Origin of the sequence: Sphingomonas oleivorans (assembly GCF_003050615.1) — a bacterium.
GTDB classification, from domain to species: domain Bacteria; phylum Pseudomonadota; class Alphaproteobacteria; order Sphingomonadales; family Sphingomonadaceae; genus Sphingomonas_H; species Sphingomonas_H oleivorans.
The window spans coordinates 105,306-127,941 of record NZ_NWBU01000017.1 but is presented as its reverse complement, the minus strand read 5'-3'; the positions used below and the strand labels follow the sequence as shown (position 1 = coordinate 127,941).

Below are 22,636 nucleotides of genomic sequence, written 5' to 3'. Positions count from 1 at the left end.
GACCGCCCGCGTCGCATCATAGTTCGTCTATCCACCCCATTTCGGCGCCGCCGATCGGCATCCCGGCCGGAATGGCGGGAGCGCGGGGCCGCTTGGCGAGCTCGCGCTCCAGACGTTCGTCGTCGCGCAGCAGATGCGCGACGCTGCGGCACCACGCCGCATCCTCGCCCTTGCCCGCGCTCCTGGCCAGCCGGTCGGCAAGCCCGCGCAGCCGGTCGTCGATCACCGCCGCGACGTCGACCGAGGTGGCCGGGTCGCGCGCGGTGCGCGCCAGCGTCACGATCGTGCGGTGGGCAATCCGCCGGCCGACCGCGTCGTGGCGCGCATCGACCGTTGCCGCCATCAGTCGATCGAGCAGAGCATCGAGGCCGAGCAGCGAGGCATCGCGGCGATGCTGCTCATAGACGCGGATGAGGCGCGACGGCGCGAGCAGCGTATCGAGCGTCACCTGCGCGGCGACATCCGCGGCCACCAACGGGTCGAACATGGCCGCCCCGGCATTCTTGAATATCTCAATATCATATTGCGGGTCGCTGCGGCCGTTGACGCCGGACGAAAGCGGGCCGACGAGCCGGTCGGGCACGGCAAGCTCGGTCGCGGACAGCGTCGCCAGCAGCGCATCGAGCGCGGCATATTGGGTCGCCGCCGGCACCGCCGCCGCCGGCGGACGACCGTCGCCGGCAACGGCATAGGCATAATCCATGCCGCCTATCAGCTTGGCGACGGCATCCACCTGATAGCGATGGAGCAGCCATACCGGCACGAACTTGCGCCGGAGATTGGCCAGCGGCTCATATTGGCGCAGCACGCCCGGCCCGAAATTCGTGATCGCGACGCGGCGCACCGCCATCATGCGGATCAGCTCGGCGGTCGGATCGGGGCCGTCGTCCCACATGCTGCCCCACGGGTTCGGTGTGTCGGGCGCCCGGCCGTCGATATCGGTGACGAAGCGCATGCCGGAGGCCTGCAATGCCGCCGCCTTGGCGTGGGCGGCGGCATCCGGATCGACGCCCGGCGCGGGCTGGCCGTAGAGCCAGTCGACGGTGAACTTGTCCCAGTCGCCGATGCCCGTCGCATAGGCGTCGGAAAGGTCGATCCGGCCATTGGTCAGCCCGATGCGCGGAGCGGGATAATCCATCACCGAGCTGCGGCCCTGCGTGCTGCCGGCGAAATTGTGGACGAAGCCGAGCGCATGGCCCACTTCATGCGCGCCGAGCTGGCGGATGCGGGCGAGGGAGGCGCGCACCGGATCGTTCGGCCCGCCCGAATTATCCTCCCCGGCGCCCACCAGCCCCTCGAAGATGATCATGTCCTGGCGCACGCGGAGCGAGCCCAGCAGGACCGAGCCCTTGACGATCTCGCCGGTGCGCGGATCGGCGATCACCTGACCATAGGACCAGCCGCGAGTGAGCCGATTGTCCCAGTTCACGACATTGTAGCGCACGTCGAGCGGATCGACGCCCTCCGGCAGGATCTTCACCTGGAAAGCATCGATCAGGCCCGCGGCGTCGAACGCCTGGGACCACCAGCCCACCCCCTCGGCGAGCGCGGTCCTGACCGGCTCGGGGGCGGCGCGATCGATATAGAAGATGATCGGTTTCTTGACGCGCGAGCGCGCCGCCGTGGGATCGATCTTCTCGACGCGGAAGCGGTTCGCGAGCTGATAGACGACATCCTGGCCGAGCGGCGTGCCGAAGTCGAAGACCTGGCTGCCGAAGCCGCCCGCGCGGATATCGAACCGGCGTGGCTGATAACCCGCGTCGGGCAGCCGGACCAGCGAATGGTGGACGACGAAACTCACCTGCCTCGGATCGGACGCGATAGTCTCCACCTCCTTGCCGGGGGTCTCCGACTGGAAGGTTTGCACCGCCTCCATCTCGATATTGTCGGGAAATATCTTCACCGACCCGGGATCGGCTGCGCTGAGGCTATCCACCAGCTTGAAGCCCTTGCCGCCCTCGTTCAGGCTGCCTGCAATGTCCATCACGTCGCGGGTGAGGAAGGGCGCGATGTCGATCACCACCCCGCCGTCCGGCTCGGTGGAGACGATGTCAGCCATCCAGACAGTGCTGAACGGGAAGCTCTCGCGCGCGCCCGTCTGCCCGGCTGCGTCGCCCGTGGCGCGGAAGCGCGGATTTTCGAAGCTGATCGCGATCTTCTTGCCGAGCCGGCGGAATGCGAGAATCCTTGTTGGCCCGTTCATCGCATGATCGAGCCGGATCGCGGCCGAGCCAAGCCCGGTCCGCAGCGCGGTCGCATGGAGAAAGCGGCCTGAAATCCCTTCGCGATCGGGCGCGGGAAGCGTCACCAGGATGCGTCCCTCGGCCGCGTTGACGCGCACCGGCAGAAGCCCGTCGGCGTTGGCGACCGTCTGCACCCCCGCTTGCGCCGCAGCCGGAGCGCCGGTCATGGCCGCGAGCGCCAGGAGCGCGCATCCGCTTGCCGCCAGGATTCCACATTTCATCGAACTTGCCCCCTTGTCCAAATGACGGTCGATCCCGCCTGCAGCCAGAACCAGCCCGCCATTCGCATCTCCCGGGACGATCACGGCCCGCGGGACGCTCGGCAGCAGGGCTTGTGCGCGGCCGAAGCTAGCATGATCGGCATTGCGCTTCCTGTCATTCCACCACAGGATCTGCGCCAAAGTTGACGTTTTCATGCGAGAAAGGGGCGTTTCATGGAGGATTCCAGCTCTACGGCGATCGATCAGACGGATTATCGAATCCTTCGAGAGCTTTCGAAGGACGGACGCGCTTCGGACGTCGCCCTGGGCGAGCGCGTTCATTTGTCGAGCACCGCGGCTGCCCGGCGGCGCAAGATCCTCGAGGAGCGCGGCGCCGTGCGGGGCTATACCGCCGATCTCGATCTGTCCCGGCTGGGCTTCAGCATCGTCGTGATGGTAGCGATCGAACTCAGCTCTCAAGCCGAGCAAGCGCTCAACGAGTTCGAGACCGCGGTCGTGCGCTGCCCGTCAATGTCCTATTGCAGCTTCGTTTCCGGAGATACGGACTTCCTCATGATCGTCCATGTGAAGTCCTTCGAGGATTATGACAGGGTCTATCGCAGCGAGCTTTCCACGCTGCCCCATGTCGCCAAGATTCGCAGCAGCTTCGTGATGCGCGAGGTTGCGCAGCGTACGGTTCCGCCGATCCTTTTCCATGGACTAAGCTGAGCCAAGCATAAGCAGGCATATGCCATGTGCCTGCTTATGGTGATTCGATAAGCGTCACCGCCTGCGAACCTGAAGCAGCAATCCTGCAAACTTTTCTGTTTCTGCGCATGAAATCCACGCAGAAACCATTTTGCGCGCCCGAGATTAGCGGGAACCGCAACCGGCAATCTGATAACTTTTCATTGAACAGTGTGAGGGAAGCTAATGGTTGCCGCCGGCGAGAGGCTGGTCAGGCAGTTGGGCCGCGCCCTTCGGCGAAGACATGGGCGCGCAAATCAATTGGTTTGTGAAGATGTAATCGGGACGATTATTGCATCTTAAGGAAATCATTAACTTGTAATGTTGTCTAAGTTTCGTCGGAGTAAATGGAATTTGGATTAAGAAACTATAATATATAACGCTGGAGAGGGTTGCCCGTAGCGCTATGGAATATTGAAGGGGGCAATCATGGCAATCTTTCGGAGCGTATATGTAGGCTGTAATAGTTCAAGGCATCGTTCAGTCAGGCGATATATTCTGACTACGGCTAATGTCATGGCGCTTTGCCTCGGAGCGCAGATGGCCAATGCGCAGCAGGGAGGCCCGATCGAGGCGGCCAATAGCGACGAGGAAAGCGTCAATGTGGCGGGTGGACAGGAACAGCCGCCCGCAGATGGCCTGGTCACGCAGGATAGGCCCGCGCCGCTCGACGAAATCACGGTGACGGGTACGCGCATCGCGCGCGACGGCTTCGACTCGCCGACGCCCGTGAGCGTCATCAGTGACAAGGAATTGAGAGCCGAGGCGCCCGCGAACGTCGCCGACTTCGTCAACACCCTTCCTTCGGTGCGCGGCAGCTCGACCGCGGCCAATTCATCCGGAGCGCTCAGCAGCGGTCTTGCGGGCATCGCCTCGATCAACCTGCGCGCGCTCGGCGCCAGCCGCACGCTCGTATTGTTCGACGGGCAGCGTTCGGTGGCGTCGGCCGCGACCGGCGTGGTCGACGTGAACACCTTTCCCCAGGCGCTGATCCAGCGCGTGGAAGTGGTGACCGGCGGCGCATCCTCGGCCTATGGATCGGACGCGGTTTCGGGCGTCGTCAACTTCATTCTTGACCGTGATTATACGGGCATCAAGGCCGAATATGAATATGGCGAGACCAGCTATGGCGACAATCCCAACCATAAGGCGTCGCTCACCTATGGTACGCCATTCGCCGGCGGCCGCGGCCACATCCTGCTGAGCGGCGAATATTTCACGCAGGACGGCGTTCACACGATCGATCGCGCGTGGAACGATGCCGGCTTCTTCCAGATCGACAACCCCGCCTATACGCCGACCAACGGCCAGCCCGCGCGCCTGGTGCAGGCCGGGATTGGGCCCGGGCAGTTCACGCCGGGCGGCCTCATCAGCACCGGCCCCTTCCGGGGCACCTATTTCGGCACGATCAATCCAAGCACGGGCCAAGCGAGCGTCAACCAGCTGGCCTTCGGGCCGACCAACGGACAGTGGATGGTCGGCGGCGATTATCGCATCACTCGCGAGGGCCATCTGGGCTCCAACTCGCTGGTGCCCGACGAGGATCGCGCCAGCCTGTTCGGGCGGCTCAGCTTCGACATCACCGACAATATCGAGCTGTTCGGCCAGATCGCCTATTCGCGTTACGAGGGGCTGAGCTATTATCAGCAGACCCCCAGCACCGGCGTGGTGATCCGCACCGACAACGCCTATCTGCCGACCAGCTTCCGCACGAGCATCGCGGCCTATAACGCGGCGAACGACCCGGACATTACGTCGATATCCATCGGCACGAGCAACGCCGGCATTCCGGCCGCGGGCAGCGACAATGTCCGCGAGGTCGAGCGCTATGTCGCCGGCGCGAATGGCGGCTTCGGATTGGTCGGGGCGGAATGGAAATGGGATGCCTATTATCAGAAGGGCGTCGCCAGCCTCAACGAGCGGCTGATCAACACGTGGAACAACGCCCGCGTCAGCTTGGCGACGGATGCGGTCGTCAACCCGGCTACCGGGCAGATCGTCTGCCGGTCGACGCTCACCGATCCTGCTAATGGCTGCGTGCCGCTCAACCGGATCGGCGTCGGCGGTGTCACCCAGGCGGCGATCGACTATATCTTCAACGACGGCGACCAGCCCTATCGGCGGCAGACGCTCAAGCAGGATGTGGCGGCGTTCAATTTTTCGACGAACAACCTGTTCGAAAATTGGGCCGGGCCGGTGTCGGTGGCATTCGGCGGCGAATATCGCAAGGAGTCGGTGGACGGGTTTGTCGAGCCGCAGTTCAACTCGGGGTGGCTCTATGGCAATTATCTGCCCACCATCGGGTCGTACAACGTCAAGGAAGCCTATTTCGAGACGATCTTTCCGATCATTGACGGCACCGATTTCAACGGCGCGGTCCGCATCACCGACTATTCGACATCGGGCAGCGTCACGACTTGGAAGGCGGGCATAACCTCGCAGATCATCGACGATATCAAGCTTCGCGCGACCGTTTCACGCGATATTCGTGCGCCCAATCTGAGCGAGTTGTTCGCGCCGGGCACAGCGCGCACCAATACGGTCAACGTGCCGCTGACCGGAGGCGCTACCCGGGCCGACCAGTTCGTCGAACAGACGACCGGCAACACCGCGCTCAAGCCCGAAGTGGCGGAAACCTATGGCCTGGGCGTGGTGTTGACGCCGAGCTTCTTTCCGGGCTTCGCGGCGTCGGTCGACTATTATGACATCACGCTGGATGGCGCGGTCGGCACGGTGACGGCGCAGACCACCGTCAATCTGTGCTATGAGCAGAATGTTCAGGCGTTCTGCGACAATATCAGCTACGCGCCTGGCAGCACGACCGATATCTCGGGCATCCGGCTGGTGCCGTTCAACTTCGCTACGCAGGAATCGCGGGGGTTGGACTTGGAACTGAGCTATCGTCGCGAGGTGGGGCCGGGCAATCTGACGCTGCGTGCGCTCGCCACGCACTATATCAGCAACCGGGTCGACAACGGCATCGATTTCCCCATCGAATATGCCGGGGTCAATGCCGGCGGCAACGCCACGCCCGACTGGAACTACCGCCTGACAGCCAATTACGAGACCGGCCCCTGGGCATTTAACGTGACCGGACGGGGCTTCAGCAGCGGCGTCTATGACAATTCGTTCGTCGAATGCCAGACCGGCTGCCCGGCCTCGACCGTCGAACACCGGACGATCAACGACAATGACATCGATGGCGCCTTCTATCTCGATGCTTCGGTGACGCATATGTTCGACGTCGGGCCGACCAAGGCGCAGGCATTCCTGTTTGTCCGCAACCTGCTCAACCGCGATCCGGTGCTGGTGGGCAACGGGCCGACCGGGAACAATACGCCGGCTTATGCCCAGACCAACCGTGCTTTGTACGACGTGCTGGGACGCGTTTTCCGGCTTGGCCTGCGCATTTCCTACTGATGCGGTTTCCGCGCCTCGGCCGAGGCGCGGCTTTTGGCTTCATTTGCAGGGGGCGGAATGCCCGTCCCGAGGGAGGGATGATGACGATCAAGAGACATTCGATGGCTGCGCTGGCTGTTTCGGCCGCGATGGTCGCTATGGTGCCGCAGGCCGTTCACGCCCAGGCGAAACCGGCGCTGAAGAAGGAAGCGGTCGCCAATGTCGATGCGCGCGCCAAGCTGGTGCAGGAGATGGTGGATTCCATATTCAGCTTCGCGGAGCCGGGTTTCCAGGAATTCAAGACCTCGGAATATATTACCGCCATTCTTGAAAAGAACGGCTTCAAGATCACCCGCGGCGTGGCCGGCATCCCGACGGCATGGACGGCGACCTGGGGCTCCGGCGGGCCGCTCGTGGCGCTGGGCAGCGACATAGACGGCCTGCTCGGCGTGTCGCAATATCCTGGCACGCCAACCGGCAAGCCCATGGTGGCGGGCGGGCCGGGCCATGGCGAAGGCCATAATTCCGGCATGCCGCTGATCGTCGCGGCGGCACTCGCGGCCAAGGATGTGATGGAGAAGAACAAGATTCCGGGCCGCCTGATGATCTGGCCGGGTGTGGCCGAGGAGCTGCTGGCCACCAAGGCCTTCTATGTGCGCGAGGGCATGTTCAAGGGCGTCGACGCGTCGATTTTCACTCATGTCAGCCGGGATTTCAGCACCGGATGGGGCGATATGGGGAATAATGGCATGGTGTCCGTGGAATATAGCTTCCACGGCAAGACGTCCCACGCCGCCGGTGCGCCCTGGGCGGGCCACAGCGCGCTGGATGGCGTGGAGCTGATGGACATAGCGTGGAACATGCGCCGCGAGCATCTGCCGGTGACGCAGCGCTCGCATTACGTCATCACCAATGGCGGCGGCCAGCCGAACGTGGTGCCGGGCGAGGCCTCGGTCTGGTATTATTTCCGCGAGCAGAGCTTCGACAGCGTCCGCAACCTTTATGAGACCGGCAACGAGATCGCGGAAGCCGCCGCAAAGGCGACCGGCACCGCTGTGACCCGCCGGCTGCTCGGCTATGCCGCGCCGAACTATGGCAATCGTCCGCTGGCCGAGGCCGCCTATGAGAATATCAAGGCCGTCGGCATGCCCAAATGGACCACCGACGACCAGGCCTTCGCCCGTGCGGCGCAGGTGGCGAACAAGCTGAAGGTCCAGCCGCTGGCCACCACGGTCGCGCCGCTGTCGACGCCGGAGACACGCGGGCCTTCGATGGGCGGCGGCTCGGACGATATCGGCGATATCATGTGGACGGTGCCGACCATCACCATCCGCTTCCCGTCGAACATCCCCAACATGATCGGGCACCATGCCACCTCGGCGATCGCCATGGCCACGCCGATCGCCCATAAGGGCGCGGTCGCGGGCGCCAAGGCGGTGGCGATGACGGTGCTCGACATCATGACGACGCCGAGCCTGGTCACGCGCGCGAAGGACTTCTTCAACAACGTCCAGCTCAAGGATGCGAAGTACGACCCCGTGCTGACGCCCGAGGACAAGCCGGCCATCCACCTCAATCAGCAGCTGATGCAGCAGATGCGCCCGCAGATGGAGAAATTCTATTATGACCCGAGCCGTTACAAGAGCTACCTTGAACAGCTCGGCATCCAATATCCGAACCTGAATACCGGCGTGGAGTGACGGATCCGCTCGTCTGGCGCGGCTTTGGCTGACTGGATCAATCAGCTGCGGCGATGCGCTTGTCACAATGCGGGCAGCAGCTTGGCTGCGGAGGCGGACCAGGGACTTTTTCTGTCCCGTTGCGGTGAGGCGGCGGGACGGGAGAAGGGCGTAGGCGATCGTGGCGATCAGCGTGGGGCGGTGCAGGCCTATCCATAATCGCCTTCGCCGCTCGACCGGTGTTCGCCGATCGGCCACATCTCTTCGCCCGGCGGGTACCAAAACCTGCCGATGCGCTGGGTCGGGCCGTTCGCGATACGCGCCCGGACGGCGGCTTAGCGTAAGGCTCTTGCGGCTTTGCCCGCTATCCAGCTTTCCAGCACCTGTCCGCTGTCGTCGAGCAGCACCATGTCGGCGCTCAGGCCCGGCGCGATGGTGCCCGTTTCCGCATCGATGCCGAGAAACCGGGCGGGATGAAGGCTGGCCATGCGCACCGCCATTTCCAGGCTGACGCCAAGCATGTGCCGGGCGTTGCGCACCGCCATGGCCATGTCCAGATCGGAGCCGGCCAGCGTGCCGTCCTGATTGACGCAGACTCCGTCGACGACATTGATCGGCCGGCCCTGCAGCAGGAAATGCTTGTCGACCTTGCCGACGCTGGGCATCGCGTCGGTAACGAGCATGAAGCGATCGGCCGGCTTGCAGCGCAGCGCCAGTCGCATCGTCGTCGGGTGGACATGTCTTCCGTCGACGATGAGGCCGCACCAGGACTCCGCATCCTCGAGCGCGGCTCCGACCACTCCCGGCTCGCGCGCCGTGAGGGGGGACATGGCGTTGAACAAATGCGTGAAGCCGGTGAGGCCGTAATCGAGCGCGGTGTGGATTTGCTGATAGCTGCCGTCGCTATGCCCCGCAGCGACGATCACGCCATAATTTGCGAGGCGGCGGATCATCTCCGGCGTCGTCCGCTCGGGCGCGAGCGTCACCAGCGTCTTGCCGCGCCTCAGGCTGGTGATCGCGGCGAAGCCCTCGTCGTCCAGCGCGCGGATCTTCGACTTGTCATGTATGCCCTTGCGGTCGGCGTTGAGGAACGGTCCCTCGATATGGATGCCGAGAACGCCGGGAACCCCGGCGTCGATCGCTGCTCCCACAGCCTCTATGCCACGGCGCACGACGGCGAGATCGTCGCTGATCAATGTCGGCAGGAAGCCGGTCGTGCCGAACGCCCGATGTGTGGCACCGATTGCAGCGATCGCGTCCACCGTGGGCGAATCATTGAACAGGACGCCACCGCCGCCGTTCACCTGCGTATCGATGAAGCCGGGAACGAGCGTCTGGCCGTCCAGATCGGTTATGTCGGCGTCTGCGGGGATATCGTCCTTCCCGACGATCCCCGAGATCTTCGTGCCTTCGATCAGGACGGCGGCATTTTCCAGAAAGCCGGCCGGGGTGAGGATGCGGGCGTTGGCAAGCGCGAGCATCAGAGTGTTTCCGTCACTTTGGCCAGATAGGGCGGCCTGTCCGGATCGAGCCCGCGTGCGACCGATAGCGCATTGACCGCGCGGTAGAAGGATTGGATCTGCAGCATCGGCTCGATAACCGGATGGGCGGATATGGAGGGGAGGGCGATCGCACCTCTTGGGGCAGGGCCCGCAACAATGACTTCGCCGCCGCGCGCGACGATCTCCGAAATCAGATCGTCGATGCCGCTTTCGGTTTCGTCCGACTGGCGGAAGACGAGCAGCGGAAAGCCTTGCTTCACCAGCGCCATCGGCCCGTGGCGTACCTCGGCTGCGCTGAAGGCCTCGGCATGGAGCCCGCAAGTCTCCTTGAATTTCAGCGCGGCTTCTTGCGCGATCCCAAGACCCAGGCCGCGCCCGATCACATATAGGCCGCGAACGTCGCGCAGGCGCTCGACCAGTGGCGACCAGTCCGCCGCCCAGGCATTTTCGAGCTGGCCCGGGGCGGCGGCGAGAGCAGTCGCCAATTCCCTATCGCCACTCCAGGCGGCAACAAGATCGATGAGCGCGGCGATGGTCGCAATATAGCTCTTCGTCGCCGCCACGCTCAGCTCGGGGCCGGCGCGCAGAGGAATGACATGATCGGCAAGATTAGCGAGCGGCGAATCCTCGACATTGACGAGCGCCACGCTGGAGGCGCCGGCGCGGCTTGACGATTCCACGGCCGCCAGAATGTCCGGACTCTTGCCCGACTGCGAAATTGCAAGGCAAAGCGCATCGGGCGCGCGCGGCGCCATGCCATAGACCGAGGCGATGGAGGGCGCCTGCGATGCGACAGCAATTCCGAGACGCGTCTCGATCAGATATTTGGCGAAGGTCGCGGCATGATCCGAGCTGCCACGCGCGCAGCTAAGCACCATGCTGGGTGGCGTGGCCCTCAGGTTCAGCGCGAGTGCCGCAATGCGAGCGGCATTGGCGGCGCCTTGGGCGGCGACCACCGCGGCTGCCTGCTTCGCCTCGGCGAACATCTGGGTGGTTTCGGCGGACTTGTTCATGAGCGCTCATTCAGTTCGGCGACAAAGTCATAGGCGTCGCCGCGATACCAGCTATGGGTCATCTCGATCGGACGACCATCCTCCAGATAACCGCGGCGTTCGATGAAAAGGCCGGGCGCTCCCTGCTCGACGTCCAGCAGCATCGCCTGCTCGGCATCGAACGGGACGGCGCGCAGCCGCTGCAGCGCGCGCACAGGGCGGCTGCCGGTCGCTTGCAGCGCTTCATAAAGAGAATCGTGGACGGCATCGATGCCGGCAAGCCCGAAACCCGAAATCACCGAATGTTCGAGCGCCATCGGCATGTCGTCGGCATAGCGGACCCGCTGGAAACGGAATACGCGGGTGCCGGGGCTCAGGCCCAGTGTCAGCGCCTCTTCGGGGCGAACGGCGCCCTCCGATTTGCTCAGCCATTTGGTACGCACCTTGCGCCCGCGCGTCGCCATATCCTCCGAGAAGCTGGTGAGCTTGGAGAATTGCTTTTCCACCACGCCCTTGACGAAGGTGCCCGCGCCCTGTCGCCGGGTCAGCAAGCCTTCCTCGACCAGTCCGTCCAATGCCTTGCGCACCGTGATCCGCGACACATCGAAGTCGGCGGCGAGATCGCGTTCCGGGGGAAGCGCCTCATCGGGCTTGAGTAGTTGAGACTCGACGGCACGGCGCAATGCCCGCTGCAGCCGCAGATAGAGCGGCGCGCGGATTTCCGTCTCAAGCGGTCCTATCTGCTCGGCCAGGCTCATTCGTCTCGGTCTCCCCGGATCCGGGCCGCTCGGCGACCCGCTGCATATATAGAACCAATCTATAACCCATTTCCAGATGATTCTGTCCCTGTAGCCTCTGTCTTTCGATGCTTCTGCACTTGACGGCCGGATTGGCCTGATGGATTGTCTCATTGGTTATAGGTTGGCATCTATGGTCGGGGGCATAGGATGGCATTCCAAAAATGTTTGGGCTTGCAGGTGACGGGTTCGCCCATGGCCCATGCATATTCTTTCCCGCAGGCGTCATGACCGGCATCCGGCTATATGCGCCGATCGCCGGCTGGGCGGCGGCTCTCGACGAGGTGCCCGATCCCGTATTCGCCGAGCGGATGATGGGAGACGGCATCGCCATCGACCCGTTGGACGGCGTGCTGCGCGCACCCTGCGATGCCGAGGTCGTCGCGGTTGCGCCGACCGGCCATTCGATCACTCTCGAGCTTGCCAATGACGCGCAACTGCTCCTCCATATCGGCCTGGAGACGGTGGCGCTGAATGGTCGAGGCTTTGCCGCGTTGGTCGCGGCAGGCGCACGCGTCCGCACGGGAGATCCGCTGATCCGCTTCGATCTGGATGCGGTCGCGGCGGCGGCCAGGAGCCTGATCACGCCGATCGTCGTCGCCAATGACGGCTATGTCGTGCGGGCGATCGCCTGCAACCGCATTATAGCGTCGGGCGAGCCGCTGATGGAGGTGCATCGCGCGGCGGCGGTCGTGGCAACGGCCGAACCGACAGGGGAAGCCGTCACCCGGCGCGACGTGATGATCCCGATGGCGCATGGCCTTCATGCCCGTCCGGCCGCGAAGATCGCTGCCGCGCTCAAGCCTTTTACGGCGGACATCCGCTTTTCCGTCGGTGGCCGGGCGGCCAACGCCCGCAGCACCGTCGCCATGCTGTCGCTGGGATTGAAACATGGCGACAGCGTCTCGATCAGCGCGACGGGCGTGGACGCGCAGCATGCCGTCACGACCATTGCGGACATGATCGAGACGGGCATGGGCGAGGCGCAGGAGGAGGCGCAAGAGCCGCGGCCGACGATTGCCGACGCTCCGCCGCAATCGTCGGCCGAAGGGCCGCGCTTCAAGGGTGTTCGCGCCGCACCGGGGCTGTCCGTAGGCCCGATCGTGCAGTTCCGCCCTGCCGATGCGGAAGTGCCCGAACAGGGCATGGGATTGACCGAGGAGACTGCCATATTGGACGCCGCAATAGCGGCGATTGGCGTGGAACTCGAAACGACCGGCGGCGGGGAAGCCGCATCGATCGCAGCCGCGCACCGGGCCTTGCTGGAAGATCCCGAACTGCGCGAGGCGGCTGCGGACTGGCTGGCCCAGGGCAAGAGCGCTGCTTTTGCGTGGCGGGCCGCGACGCGGGCGCATGCGGAAGCGATCCGCGCGACGGGCAACGCGCTTCTGATCGAGCGCATTGCCGATCTTCTCGATGTCGAGCAGCGCCTGATCGCAAGGATCTTGGGCGAGGAAGCGCCTCTCATTCCTGTCTTGCCCGAGGGCGCGATCCTGATCGCGGACGAACTTCTGCCCTCTCAATTCCTGCTGCTCGATATGTCACGGCTTGGCGGCATCGTCTCCGCACGCGGAGGGCCCACATCGCATGTCGCGATCCTTGCCGCGTCGGCCGGTGTGCCGATGCTGGTTGCGACGGGAATGGACGTGCTTCGCCTGCCGGAAGGCCGAATGGCGATCCTGGACGCGGACTCCGGCACGCTCGACGGCGATCCCGAGGCCGGGATGCTGGAACGCGCAACGGCGCAGCTTCGCGCCGATACTGCGCGCCGCGAAGCCGAGGCCGCCCGCGCGCATAGCGATTGCGTCATGGCGGACGGAAGGCGGATCGAAATCTTTGCGAACCTCGCATCCGCCGCCGACGCGGTGCGAGCCGTCGAAATGGGCGCGGAGGGCTGCGGTCTGCTGCGCACCGAATTCCTGTTCCTCGATCGAACCGAGGCGCCGTCCGAAGCGGAACAGGCCGCAGCCTATGGGAAGATCGCCGCGGCGCTCGAAGGCCGGCCGCTCATCGTCCGCACGCTCGATATCGGGGCCGACAAGCCTGTTCCCTATCTTCCCATCCATGGCGAGGAGAATCCGGCGCTCGGCCTTCGCGGCGTGCGCCTCAGCCTCCATCGGCCCGAGCTTCTCGCCGCGCAGTTCCGGGCGATCCTGTCGGCCGTGCCGATGCATCAGTGCCGGATCATGGTGCCGATGATCGTCGATCGTGACGAGTTGCGTGCCGTCCGCGCGATTTTCGACGATGCCGCGAAAGCGATGGGGATCAGCGCGAAAGTGCCGTTCGGCGTGATGATCGAGACGCCATCGGCGGCGCTTCTGGCGGATAGCATCGCTGCGGAGGCCGATTTCCTTTCCATCGGCACCAACGACCTGACCCAATATGCGCTTGCCGCCGACCGCGGCAATCCCGCCTTGGCGGCAAAGATCGATCCGCTGCACCCGGCGGTGCTCCGTCTGATCGCGCAGACGGGCATTGGTGCGGCGGCGCATGGCCGTTGGGTCGGCGTTTGCGGCGGACTGGCTTCGGATCCGGCGGCCGCTCCTGTCCTGATCGGGCTTGGCGTGACCGAATTGTCGGCCCCGCCCAGCGTCATCGCTTCGCTCAAGGCGAAGGTCCGGACCCTTAGGCTTGAACATTGCCGGGCCGTGGCCGAGCGCGCGCTCGCCGCCGCATCGGCGGATGAGGTTCGCGCGCTTCTGAAGGGGGATTTCTGATGCGCCTGCCGCTCGACAGGCTTCAGCCGCTCGGTCGCGCGCTGATGCTTCCCATTGCGGTGCTGCCCGTCGCGGCATTGCTGCTGCGGCTCGGCCAGCCGGATCTGCTGGGGCTTCCCTTCGTCGCCGCGGCGGGGGGCGCAATATTCTCGAATCTTGGAATCCTGTTCGCGATCGGGGTCGCCGTGGGCCTCGCCCGGGAAAATCATGGCGCAGCGGGGCTTGCCGGCGCGGTTGCCTATTTTGTCGCGATCGAAGGGGCCAAGGCGCTGATGACTGTGCCGGCGGAGGCGATTGACGGCTTCGCGGGCAAGGTGGCGCAGGATCTTGCAAGTTCGGCGTGGAAGGCACGGGAACTAGGCAAGCTGAGCGTCCCGTGCGGCATCCTGTCGGGGCTCGTTTCCGGCTGGCTCTATAATCGCTATGCGACGATCAAGGTGCCCGAATATCTCGCCTTCTTCGGCGGGCGGCGTTTCGTTCCCATTGCGGCGGGGTTCGCCGGCATTGGCGGTGCCCTGATTTTCGGTTTGGGCTTTCCTGTCCTCGAAACCGCAATCGATGGTCTCAGCCATTGGGTGGTGGAGGCCGGCAGCGTCGGATTGTTCCTCTATGGCGCGCTCAACCGGCTTTTGATCGTCACTGGGCTTCATCACATACTCAACAATATCGCATGGTTCATCCTGGGCGATTTTCATGGCGCGACCGGCGACCTCAACCGCTTCTTCGCCGGTGATCCTGCGGCAGGCGCGTTCATGTCGGGCTTCTTTCCGATCATGATGTTCGGCCTTCCCGCCGCATGTTTCGCGATCTACCGCACCGCACTGCCTGAGCGGCGCAAGGCCGTGGGCGGGCAGCTGCTCAGTCTGGCGCTGACCTCGTTCCTCACCGGCGTGACCGAGCCGATCGAGTTCGCCTTCATGTTCCTGGCGCCGTTGCTCTATGCCGTGCATGCGGCGCTGACCGGCCTGTCCATGGTAATCATGGATGCGCTGGGGGTGCGGCTCGGCTTTGGTTTTTCGGCGGGGCTGTTCGATTATCTGCTCAATTTCGGGCTGGCGACGCAGCCCTGGCTGCTGTTGCCGATCGGCGCCGCTTACTCCGCCCTTTATTATGCGGTCTTCAGATTCTGCATCGTTCGTTTCGATCTCAAGACACCCGGCCGCGAGACGGCCAGCCCGGCTTTTCCGGTCAAGTCGGCTGTCGCCGGCAATCGCGCGGATGGACTTGTCGCAGCCTTGGGCGGAGCCGCGAACATCAAGACCGTGGATGCGTGCACGACCAGGTTGCGACTGGAACTGGTCGACAATAAGGCTACCGACGATCTGGCGCTGAAGGAACTGGGCGCGCGGGGCATCGTCCGTCCCGGTCCCGGAAAATTGCAGGTCGTGCTCGGCCCGATCGCCGACCATGTGGCGGGCGAGATCCGACAGCGGCTTGCTGAGGGCAAGGCTGCAGCGCCATCGATCGACGATTCCATCCATGCGGTGCTGCGAGCGCTCGGGGGCGCGGACAATATCGGGGATTGGCACGTTCGGGCGGGCAGGCTCAGCGTCACGATAAAGGATCCCGCGCTTGGCGACCCGGGTTCGCTTGCAAAGGCAGCACCCCGCGGCGCGATCTTCTTGTCGCCAAGCCGAGCCCATCTGTTGGTCGGGCCATTGTCGGAACCCTTCGTTGCCTGCCTGTCGGCCCTGTGTGGCCACGCAGTGAAACAGGCTTGAAGGCAAGTAAAACCGAGCCTGTCAGCGCTGGCGGCTCCACGAGCCGCGTCATTCGGGAGGGCATTCAACGTCTCGCCGCGATCTTCATGTCGCCAAACATGACGTTTCGTGTCGTTGCCCGCGACAGGAATTCATGTGGAAAGCCGAGGTCGATCGCGCTCGCTTCAGAAAGGCGTGTACGCTGATCTTCGGTCAGGACCACATCAAGGGCGCAGAGATTATCCTCGAGCTGCTCCAACGTCCGCACCCCCATGATCGGGGCTACGACCGCATGGTCCAGGAGCGTCCAGGCGAGCGCCACTTGCGACGGCGTCCTGCCAAGTTCGGCAGCCACCTCCCTGACGACGTCCGCGATCGCGAGGCCCCGTTCGGTCAACGCGCCATTGGCGACGGCAAAATCCTTGCGGGTGCCTGCTCCGACGGGGGCGCTTCTGCCTTGATCGAGGTCTGCCTGCCTGTACTTGCCCGCCAACACACCGCTCGCGAGGGGCGACCAAGGGATCACGCCAAGCCCCAACTCGCGCGCCATGGGGATCAGGTCGCGCTCCACCGTGCGCTCGAGGAGGTTATATTCGATCTGGAGCGCGATCAGCGGCGACCAGCCGCGTAGCTCGGCGATCGCCTGCATGCGCGAAACCTGCCATGCGGGCGTGTCCGAGATGCCGACATAGAGCAGTTTGCCCCCACGCACGAGATCATCCATCGCGCGCAGCACTTCCTCGACCGGCGTCGTGAAGTCCCAGGCATGAAGATAGAGCAGATCAATATAGTCGGTCTTCAGCCGGGCGAGGCTCTCCTCGACCGAGCGGATCATGCTCTTGCGATGATTGCCGCCCGAATTGGGATCACCGGATCGGGAGGGGAGCGTGTATTTGGTCGCGAGTACAAGCTGCTCGCGCCGCCCCTCGGCGAACGCCCCGATGAACCGCTCGGACGTTCCATCCGTATAGCGGTTCGCCGTATCGATGAAGTTGCCGCCGCGATCGACATAGGCGTCGAAGATGCGGCGGGCCTCGCTTTTGTCCGCGCCCCAGCCCCAGTCGGTCCCGAAGGTCATCGTGCCGAGCGCCATGGGCGAGACTCGCAGGCCGGAGCGACCCAGAAGGCGGTAGGATTCCAGGGATAGGATATTGGTCATTGCCATCTCCTGCTGTCGTCGGCGGTAAGATGGCCTTCGTGATTTCATGTGATAATGCGATATTATCCAAATAATCTATTCAGGAAATAGGGCATAATGCGCGGGAGTGACTATGCGGAGCTCCGGGCCTTCGCGGCCATCGTCGAACATGGCAGTTTCGTGCGCGCCGCAGCGCATTTGGGCATTTCAGCATCCGCGCTCAGTCAGACGATCCGGGGGTTGGAGGAGCGCCTCGGGGTCAGGCTTCTCAACCGCACCACCCGCAGCGTAGCGCCAAGCGAGGCGGGCGCGAGATTCCTGACCCGCCTGTTGCCCGCGCTCGCCGATCTCGACGCGGCGGTTGCTGACGTCACCGCGCTGCGCGATACGCCTGCGGGGCTTCTGCGGATCAACGCCACGCGCCTTGCCGCCATCCACTATCTCGCGCCGCTGATCGGCCCGTTTCTCGAAGCCTATCCCGATATCACGTTCGACATCGTCGCCGACGACCGGCTGGTCGATATCGTGACCGGCGGCTTCGATGCTGGCGTGCGGCTGGGCGAGAGGCTCGAGAAGGATATGGTCGCCGTGAAGCTCAGCGGGGAGCTGGAGATGATGGTCGTGGCCGCACCTTCCTATCTGGAACGCTTCGGAACGCCCGGTTCGCCCCGTGACCTGCAGCACCATCAGTGCCTGAACTATCGCTGGCCCACCGATTTGAGCATCTACCGATGGGAGTTCGAGAGCGGCGGCGAGAGGCTGGAAGCCGCGGTGGAAGGGCCTCTGGTCGTCAACGAACCGGACATTCTGATCCGCGTCGCTCTGGATGGCGTCGGCATTGCCTATCTCTTCGAACATCAGGTCCGGGACCTGATCGCGGACGGCAAGCTGGTGCACCTGCTGAAAGACTGGTCGCCAGCCTTCCCCGGCTTCTATCTCTATTATCCGAGCCGCCGGCAGATGGCGCCGCCGTTGCGCGCCTTCCTGGACTTTATCGGGACGATGCCTGCCGGCCGATAGATGCCGGGAAGCGGCCAAGCCGTCGCCTCGTTTGCGGCTCATTCGATCTTTGGAAAGAAGAGCTGCTTCCGCCAGCATGGCCTGGAACGCGAAAGGGACGGAACCCATACCAAGATATGGGTATGTGCTACCCTCGTAGAATAGGAAGATGCGGATGGCGGGTGCATAAGGAAGGCACGGACGGATCGTTCCCCCCAACCGTCTGATCGATGCATTCTCCCCGCTGAATGCGTCATCGAGCGGGCCGGCACGCCCCCCCTGGCCGGCCCGCTCCCTTCCTATCGGCCTATGCCCATTTCGGATGGCTGGACTCCATCGAAAGCAACGTGGCGCCGGCTTGCACCTTCCGGGCGTATATTGGAATCATAGGGCTGCGTGACGATCGATGCTGCCGTCGGGCTTGAGCTTGAGCGCTTCGGCCATGCGGACGAGATCGGCGAGCGAGCGCGCGCCCATCTTGCGCATGGCATGGCCGCGATGGATCTTCACCGTGATCTCGCTGAGCGCCAGTTCGCCCGCGACCTGCTTGTTCATCCTGCCGGCCGTGACGAGCGCCATCACCTGCCGCTCGCGCGGGGACAGGGTTTCGAACAAGCCGATGAGATCGGCCGCACCGATCTCCGCCGCGCGGCGGATGCGATCGCGCTCGACCGCGGTGGCGACGGCATCGAGCATGTCCTGATCGCGGAAGGGCTTGGTGAGGAAATCGACTGCGCCGGCTTTCATGCCCCTGACCGTCATCGGAATATCGCCATGGCCAGTCATCAGGATGATCGGGATATGGATGCCGGCCGCGGCGAGTTGTGCCTGGAAATCGAGCCCGCTCATCCCGGGCAGGCGGATGTCGAGGACGAGGCAGCCCGGAAGCTCGGGGCGATCCGCATCGAGGAAGCTGCGCGCCGAACCGTGGAGCCGCGTGGCGAGACCCACCGAACGGAACAGGCTGTCGAGGGAGAGCCGCAGCGATTCGTCATCGTCGACGATGTGAACGATTGCCGTATCCGTCATATATTCCCTGCTTGCCCGATGCGGCCGTGCGATGCCGTGCAGGATAGGATAGTTACGGAACCAGCACGACGATATTTCGTAAGGCGTCGCCTATATTCGGCCTATATTCGGGATGTGCGCCCGCGATGCTGGCGTGGCCGAGGCGGCATGGACAGGGTTCCCGTCGATGCGAGCCAAAAAAAAGGCCGGTCTTGCTGGGCCGGCCGAAGGGTCAGGAGAGAATGCCTGAAAGGCCCATCCTTTTTGCACCTGCGAGATGATTTGTGCAAGTGCGAAATATGGCGGTGGGAGGATGGGCGATCAGAAACTCATCTCGTCATAGACGCGGCTCACATCGCCCTGCCATTCGCCATGATAGCGATCGAGCAGCCGTTGCGCCGGTACCTTGCCCGAGGCGACAATCTCCCGCAGCGGATCGAGGAAGCCGGTTTCATTCTCGCCCGCCGGATTGAGGCGGTTGCGCGCGGCGAGGCCGGCATGGGCGATATCGAGGATGCGCGCACCGAGCTGCTGCAGCGTCCGCCCGCGCGGTCCGCGTGCTTCCAGCCCTATGCGTGGCACCTCGGCGCGGATGCGTTCATGATCCTCGATCGTCCAGTGCTTCACCTCGTCCCACGCCGCGTCCAGCGCGGAGGAATCATAGAGCAGCCCGACCCAGAAGGCGGGCAGGGCGCAGATCCGGCTCCACGGGCCGCCGTCCGCGCCGCGCATCTCGAGGAAGCTCTTGAGCCGGACCTCGGGGAATGCCGTGGAGAGATGATCGGACCAGTCGCCGAGCCGCGGCGTCTCGCCGGGCAGGACGGGCAGGCGGCCGTCCAGGAAATCGCGGAAGCTGAGGCCCGCCGCGTCGATATATTTGCCGTCGCGAAAGACGAAATACATCGGCACGTCGAGCATATAGTCGGCATAGCGTTCGTAGCCGAAGCCATCCTCGAACACGAAGGGCAGCATGCCCGTGCGATGCGGATCCGTGTCCGTCCAGACATGGCTGCGATAGGAAAGATAGCCGTTGGGCTTGCCTTCCAAGAAGGGCGAGTTGGCGAAGAGCGCGGTCGCGAGCGGCTGCAGCGCCAGGCTCACGCGGAACTTCTTCACCATGTCCGCTTCGGAGGCATAATCGAGATTGGTCTGGATGGTGCAGGTGCGCAGCATCATGTCCAGCCCCATCGTGCCGACGCGCGGCATATGATCGAGCATGATCGCATAGCGCCCCTTGGGCATGACCGGCAGCTCGTCGCGCTTCTTGTCCGGCCACATGCCGAGGCCGAGGAAGCCCAGCCCCAGCCGCTCGCCAATCTCCTTCACCTGCCCGAGATGCCGGCCCGTCTCGATGCAGGTCTGGTGGAGATTTTCGAGCGGCGCGCCCGAAAGCTCGAGCTGTCCGGCGGGCTCCAGGCTGACATTCCCGTCCGGCCCCGAAAGCGCGATGATATTGTCGCCCTCATAAACGGGTTCCCAGCCGAATTTGGTGAGCCCGATCAGAAGTGCGTGAATTCCGCCCGGCTCCTCATAGGAAGGCGCGCGATGATCCTTCGTAGAATAGACGAATTTTTCATGCTCGGTGCCGATCCGCCAGCGTTCGGCCGGCTTCTCCCCGCCCGCGAATAGCGCGATGAGCTCATCGCGCGAGGTGATCAGGGGATCTTCGCCTTGGGCGGTCGTGCGCGTGCTCATAGCGCGCCCCTTAGCGACGTGCCCCTTACTTCGCCAGTCGCTAAGTTGCCAGTCACTGAGCTGAGTTACTGGGCTGAGTCACTGGGCTGAAGGCGCGCCCCAGTCGCCGGCCGCGGCCATCCACAGGCTGACGGCGGCCGCCATCGCCGTATCGGCGCGCAGGATGCGGGGCCCGAGCGAGACGCCGACCGCTTGAGGCAAGGCCCGGATCGCCGCGCGCTCCTCCGCCGTGAAGCCGCCTTCGGGGCCGATCAGGATCGCCGCAGGCCCCGGCTTCACCGCCTCGATGAAGGGCGCGCCGCCATTTTCATCGGCGAAGATCAGCGCGCGTCCGGCCGGCCAGTCACGCAGCGCCGCATCCAGCTTGATCGGCTCATGCAGCTCCGGCAGCGCAGTGCGCCCGCATTGTTCGGCCGCCTCGATCATATGCGCGCGCAGCCGTTCGAGATTGAGCCGGTCGACGATCGTGCGCTGCGTCAGCACCGGCATCAGCCGGGCGACGCCCAGCTCGCAGGACTTCTCCGCCACCCAGTCGATGCGCCCTTTCTTGATGGGTGCTGCAAGCAGCCACAGGTCCGGCACGGCCTCGCGAGGCCTGAGATGCGCGCTGATGCCGAGCGTCACGCTGCGCTTGGCGACGTCGCGGACCTCGGCCAGCCATTCGCCGCTCACATCGTCGAACAGCTTGACCGGGGCGCCCGGCTTGAGGCGCATCACGCCGGTGAGATAATGGGCGGCGGGGCCGTCGAGCAGGATGGTCGCATCGGGGCCGAGCGGCTGATCGACGAACAGGCGGGGTGTGCTGGCGGGCGGCCAGGCGGGTGTGGCGGGCATGGCCGCCCCCTAGCAAAGAATTGCGCGCCACCCTATCCGCTCCGAAGCCCGGCCAAGGAAAGTGGAAGCGCGTGACCAATCCCGATCAGATCGTTCCCGACAGCGAGGGCCGCAGCCTCGTCGCCGCGCTCCCCTCCGCCCTCCGCCCCTATGTGCAGCTCGCCCGCTTCGATCGGCCGATCGGCGCCTGGCTGCTCTTCTGGCCGGGCGCCTGGGCGATCGCGCTGGCGAATGGCGTGGCGGAGCGATGGGATCTGCTTCTGTGGTTCGCGCTCGGCGCCGTCGCGATGCGCGGGGCGGGCTGCGTCTATAATGACATCGTCGATCGCGACCTCGATGCGCAGGTGGCGCGCACGCGCGACCGGCCGATCGCCAGCGGGCGGGTGTCGCGCAAGGCGGCATGGATCTATCTCTTGGCGCTGTGCCTCGTCGGGCTGATCGTGCTGCTGCATCTGAACGGCGTGGCGCAGATCGTGGCGCTGGCGAGCCTTGCGCTGGTTGCCGCCTATCCCTTCATGAAGCGGATCACCTGGTGGCCGCAGGCATGGCTCGGCCTCGTCTTCTCCTGGGCGGCGCTGGTCGGCTGGCCGGCGGTGACGGGGCGGATCGAGCCGCCCGTGCTGCTGCTCTATGCCGGCGCGATCTTCTGGGTGATCGGCTATGACACGATCTACGCCTTGCAGGATGTGGAGGATGATGCGCTCGCCGGCGTCAAATCCTCGGCGCGGGCGCTGGGGCGACATGTGCGCGGCGGCGTTTCGGCCTTCTATCTGCTGGCGCTGATCCTCTGGGCGGGCGCGATCTGGCTGATCCGTCCGCAGGCGCTGGCGCTCGCGGCGCTGTTGCCTGTGGCGCTGCATCTCGGCTGGCAGGTGGCGACGCTGGCGCCCGCCGATCCTTATGATCCGCTCACGAAATTCCGCTCCAATCGCTTTGCCGGAATGCTGATGTTTCTCGCTTGCCTGGTGATTGGCGGCACATCCTGA

The 22,636-nt window shown here is 64.5% G+C and carries 15 protein-coding genes and 1 pseudogene; 7 read left to right on the top strand and 9 right to left on the bottom strand.

What is annotated here, in order from left to right:
- Window positions 1–16: 16 nt before the first annotated feature.
- Window positions 17–2,464, bottom strand: a complete 2,448-nt coding sequence (locus tag CLG96_RS16990) for a zinc-dependent metalloprotease (RefSeq protein ID WP_107969890.1) — start codon at window positions 2,462–2,464, stop codon at window positions 17–19.
- 213 nt (window positions 2,465–2,677) lie between these two features.
- Between CLG96_RS16990 and CLG96_RS16985 the strand changes: the two genes are divergently transcribed.
- From CLG96_RS16985 to CLG96_RS16975, 3 genes are all read left to right on the top strand, one after another.
- Window positions 2,678–3,172 (top strand): Lrp/AsnC family transcriptional regulator, encoded by a 495-nt coding sequence (locus CLG96_RS16985; RefSeq protein ID WP_107969759.1) that lies wholly within the window; start codon window positions 2,678–2,680, stop codon window positions 3,170–3,172.
- A 558-nt stretch (window positions 3,173–3,730) separates the two neighbouring features.
- Window positions 3,731–6,610 carry a TonB-dependent receptor plug domain-containing protein gene (locus tag CLG96_RS16980; protein ID WP_107969888.1) on the top strand — a complete coding sequence of 960 codons (2,880 nt, stop codon included), beginning with the start codon at window positions 3,731–3,733 and terminating at the stop codon, window positions 6,608–6,610.
- A gap of 101 nt (window positions 6,611–6,711) precedes the next feature.
- Window positions 6,712–8,289 carry an amidohydrolase gene (locus CLG96_RS16975; RefSeq protein WP_243395844.1) on the top strand — a complete coding sequence of 526 codons (1,578 nt, stop codon included), beginning with the start codon at window positions 6,712–6,714 and terminating at the stop codon, window positions 8,287–8,289.
- Between the two features lie 105 nt (window positions 8,290–8,394).
- Here the strand turns inward: CLG96_RS16975 and CLG96_RS19245 are convergent.
- The 4 genes and pseudogenes from CLG96_RS19245 to CLG96_RS16960 form a co-directional block, all read right to left on the bottom strand.
- Window positions 8,395–8,603: pseudogene (locus CLG96_RS19245) on the bottom strand (hypothetical protein); the annotation flags it as partial.
- The gene (nagA, locus tag CLG96_RS16970) at window positions 8,604–9,749 is read right to left on the bottom strand and encodes an N-acetylglucosamine-6-phosphate deacetylase (protein WP_207796737.1); all 1,146 of its coding nucleotides are present in this window, start codon (window positions 9,747–9,749) and stop codon (window positions 8,604–8,606) included.
- Window positions 9,749–10,783, bottom strand: coding sequence for an SIS domain-containing protein (locus CLG96_RS16965; protein WP_207796736.1), 1,035 nt, complete (start codon window positions 10,781–10,783; stop codon window positions 9,749–9,751). The genes nagA and CLG96_RS16965 overlap by 1 nt, the downstream gene beginning before the upstream one ends.
- Entirely contained in the window at window positions 10,780–11,520 is a 741-nt protein-coding gene (locus CLG96_RS16960; protein ID WP_107969757.1) for a GntR family transcriptional regulator, read from the bottom strand. The genes CLG96_RS16965 and CLG96_RS16960 overlap by 4 nt, the downstream gene beginning before the upstream one ends.
- A 266-nt stretch (window positions 11,521–11,786) precedes the next feature.
- Between CLG96_RS16960 and ptsP the strand changes: the two genes are divergently transcribed.
- Entirely contained in the window at window positions 11,787–14,276 is a 2,490-nt protein-coding gene (gene ptsP, locus CLG96_RS16955; RefSeq protein WP_107969756.1) for a phosphoenolpyruvate--protein phosphotransferase, read from the top strand.
- A complete protein-coding gene (gene nagE, locus CLG96_RS16950; protein WP_107969754.1) occupies window positions 14,276–15,997 on the top strand; it encodes an N-acetylglucosamine-specific PTS transporter subunit IIBC in 1,722 nt (573 codons plus the stop codon). The genes ptsP and nagE overlap by 1 nt, the downstream gene beginning before the upstream one ends.
- 64 nt (window positions 15,998–16,061) lie before the next feature.
- Here nagE and CLG96_RS16945 read toward each other — a convergent pair whose 3' ends face one another.
- Window positions 16,062–17,135: an aldo/keto reductase gene (locus tag CLG96_RS16945; RefSeq protein ID WP_107969879.1), complete on the bottom strand. Its 1,074-nt coding sequence runs from the start codon at window positions 17,133–17,135 to the stop codon at window positions 16,062–16,064.
- A 96-nt stretch (window positions 17,136–17,231) separates the two neighbouring features.
- Between CLG96_RS16945 and CLG96_RS16940 the strand changes: the two genes are divergently transcribed.
- Window positions 17,232–18,134 carry a LysR family transcriptional regulator gene (locus CLG96_RS16940; protein WP_107969752.1) on the top strand — a complete coding sequence of 301 codons (903 nt, stop codon included), beginning with the start codon at window positions 17,232–17,234 and terminating at the stop codon, window positions 18,132–18,134.
- A 363-nt stretch (window positions 18,135–18,497) separates the two neighbouring features.
- Here CLG96_RS16940 and CLG96_RS16935 read toward each other — a convergent pair whose 3' ends face one another.
- The 3 genes from CLG96_RS16935 to CLG96_RS16925 all read right to left on the bottom strand — a co-directional run bounded on the left by CLG96_RS16935 (window position 18,498) and on the right by CLG96_RS16925 (window position 21,650).
- Window positions 18,498–19,142, bottom strand: coding sequence for a response regulator transcription factor (locus tag CLG96_RS16935; RefSeq protein ID WP_107969750.1), 645 nt, complete (start codon window positions 19,140–19,142; stop codon window positions 18,498–18,500).
- A 300-nt stretch (window positions 19,143–19,442) separates the two neighbouring features.
- Window positions 19,443–20,816: a glutamate--cysteine ligase gene (locus tag CLG96_RS16930; protein WP_107969748.1), complete on the bottom strand. Its 1,374-nt coding sequence runs from the start codon at window positions 20,814–20,816 to the stop codon at window positions 19,443–19,445.
- A gap of 78 nt (window positions 20,817–20,894) precedes the next feature.
- Window positions 20,895–21,650: a 16S rRNA (uracil(1498)-N(3))-methyltransferase gene (locus tag CLG96_RS16925; protein ID WP_107969746.1), complete on the bottom strand. Its 756-nt coding sequence runs from the start codon at window positions 21,648–21,650 to the stop codon at window positions 20,895–20,897.
- A gap of 71 nt (window positions 21,651–21,721) precedes the next feature.
- Between CLG96_RS16925 and ubiA the strand changes: the two genes are divergently transcribed.
- A complete protein-coding gene (gene ubiA / locus CLG96_RS16920) occupies window positions 21,722–22,636 on the top strand; it encodes a 4-hydroxybenzoate octaprenyltransferase (RefSeq protein WP_107969744.1) in 915 nt (304 codons plus the stop codon).

What these genes read in the sequence shown, in the direction of transcription:
- CLG96_RS16985 (WP_107969759.1), top strand. Translation starts at nt 2,678, where the DNA reads ATGGAGGATTCCAGCTCTACGGCGATCGATCAGACGGATTATCGAATC.
- CLG96_RS16925 (WP_107969746.1), bottom strand. Translation starts at nt 21,650, where the DNA reads ATGCCCGCCACACCCGCCTGGCCGCCCGCCAGCACACCCCGCCTGTTC.
- CLG96_RS16935 (WP_107969750.1), bottom strand. Translation starts at nt 19,142, where the DNA reads ATGACGGATACGGCAATCGTTCACATCGTCGACGATGACGAATCGCTG.
- CLG96_RS16990 (WP_107969890.1), bottom strand. Translation starts at nt 2,464, where the DNA reads ATGAAATGTGGAATCCTGGCGGCAAGCGGATGCGCGCTCCTGGCGCTC.
- CLG96_RS16940 (WP_107969752.1), top strand. Translation starts at nt 17,232, where the DNA reads ATGCGCGGGAGTGACTATGCGGAGCTCCGGGCCTTCGCGGCCATCGTC.
- nagA (WP_207796737.1), bottom strand. Translation starts at nt 9,749, where the DNA reads ATGCTCGCGCTTGCCAACGCCCGCATCCTCACCCCGGCCGGCTTTCTG.
- CLG96_RS16960 (WP_107969757.1), bottom strand. Translation starts at nt 11,520, where the DNA reads ATGAGCCTGGCCGAGCAGATAGGACCGCTTGAGACGGAAATCCGCGCG.
- CLG96_RS16980 (WP_107969888.1), top strand. Translation starts at nt 3,731, where the DNA reads ATGGCCAATGCGCAGCAGGGAGGCCCGATCGAGGCGGCCAATAGCGAC.
- CLG96_RS16975 (WP_243395844.1), top strand. Translation starts at nt 6,712, where the DNA reads ATGGCTGCGCTGGCTGTTTCGGCCGCGATGGTCGCTATGGTGCCGCAG.
- CLG96_RS16965 (WP_207796736.1), bottom strand. Translation starts at nt 10,783, where the DNA reads ATGAACAAGTCCGCCGAAACCACCCAGATGTTCGCCGAGGCGAAGCAG.
- ptsP (WP_107969756.1), top strand. Translation starts at nt 11,787, where the DNA reads ATGACCGGCATCCGGCTATATGCGCCGATCGCCGGCTGGGCGGCGGCT.
- CLG96_RS16945 (WP_107969879.1), bottom strand. Translation starts at nt 17,135, where the DNA reads ATGACCAATATCCTATCCCTGGAATCCTACCGCCTTCTGGGTCGCTCC.
- CLG96_RS16930 (WP_107969748.1), bottom strand. Translation starts at nt 20,816, where the DNA reads ATGAGCACGCGCACGACCGCCCAAGGCGAAGATCCCCTGATCACCTCG.
- nagE (WP_107969754.1), top strand. Translation starts at nt 14,276, where the DNA reads ATGCGCCTGCCGCTCGACAGGCTTCAGCCGCTCGGTCGCGCGCTGATG.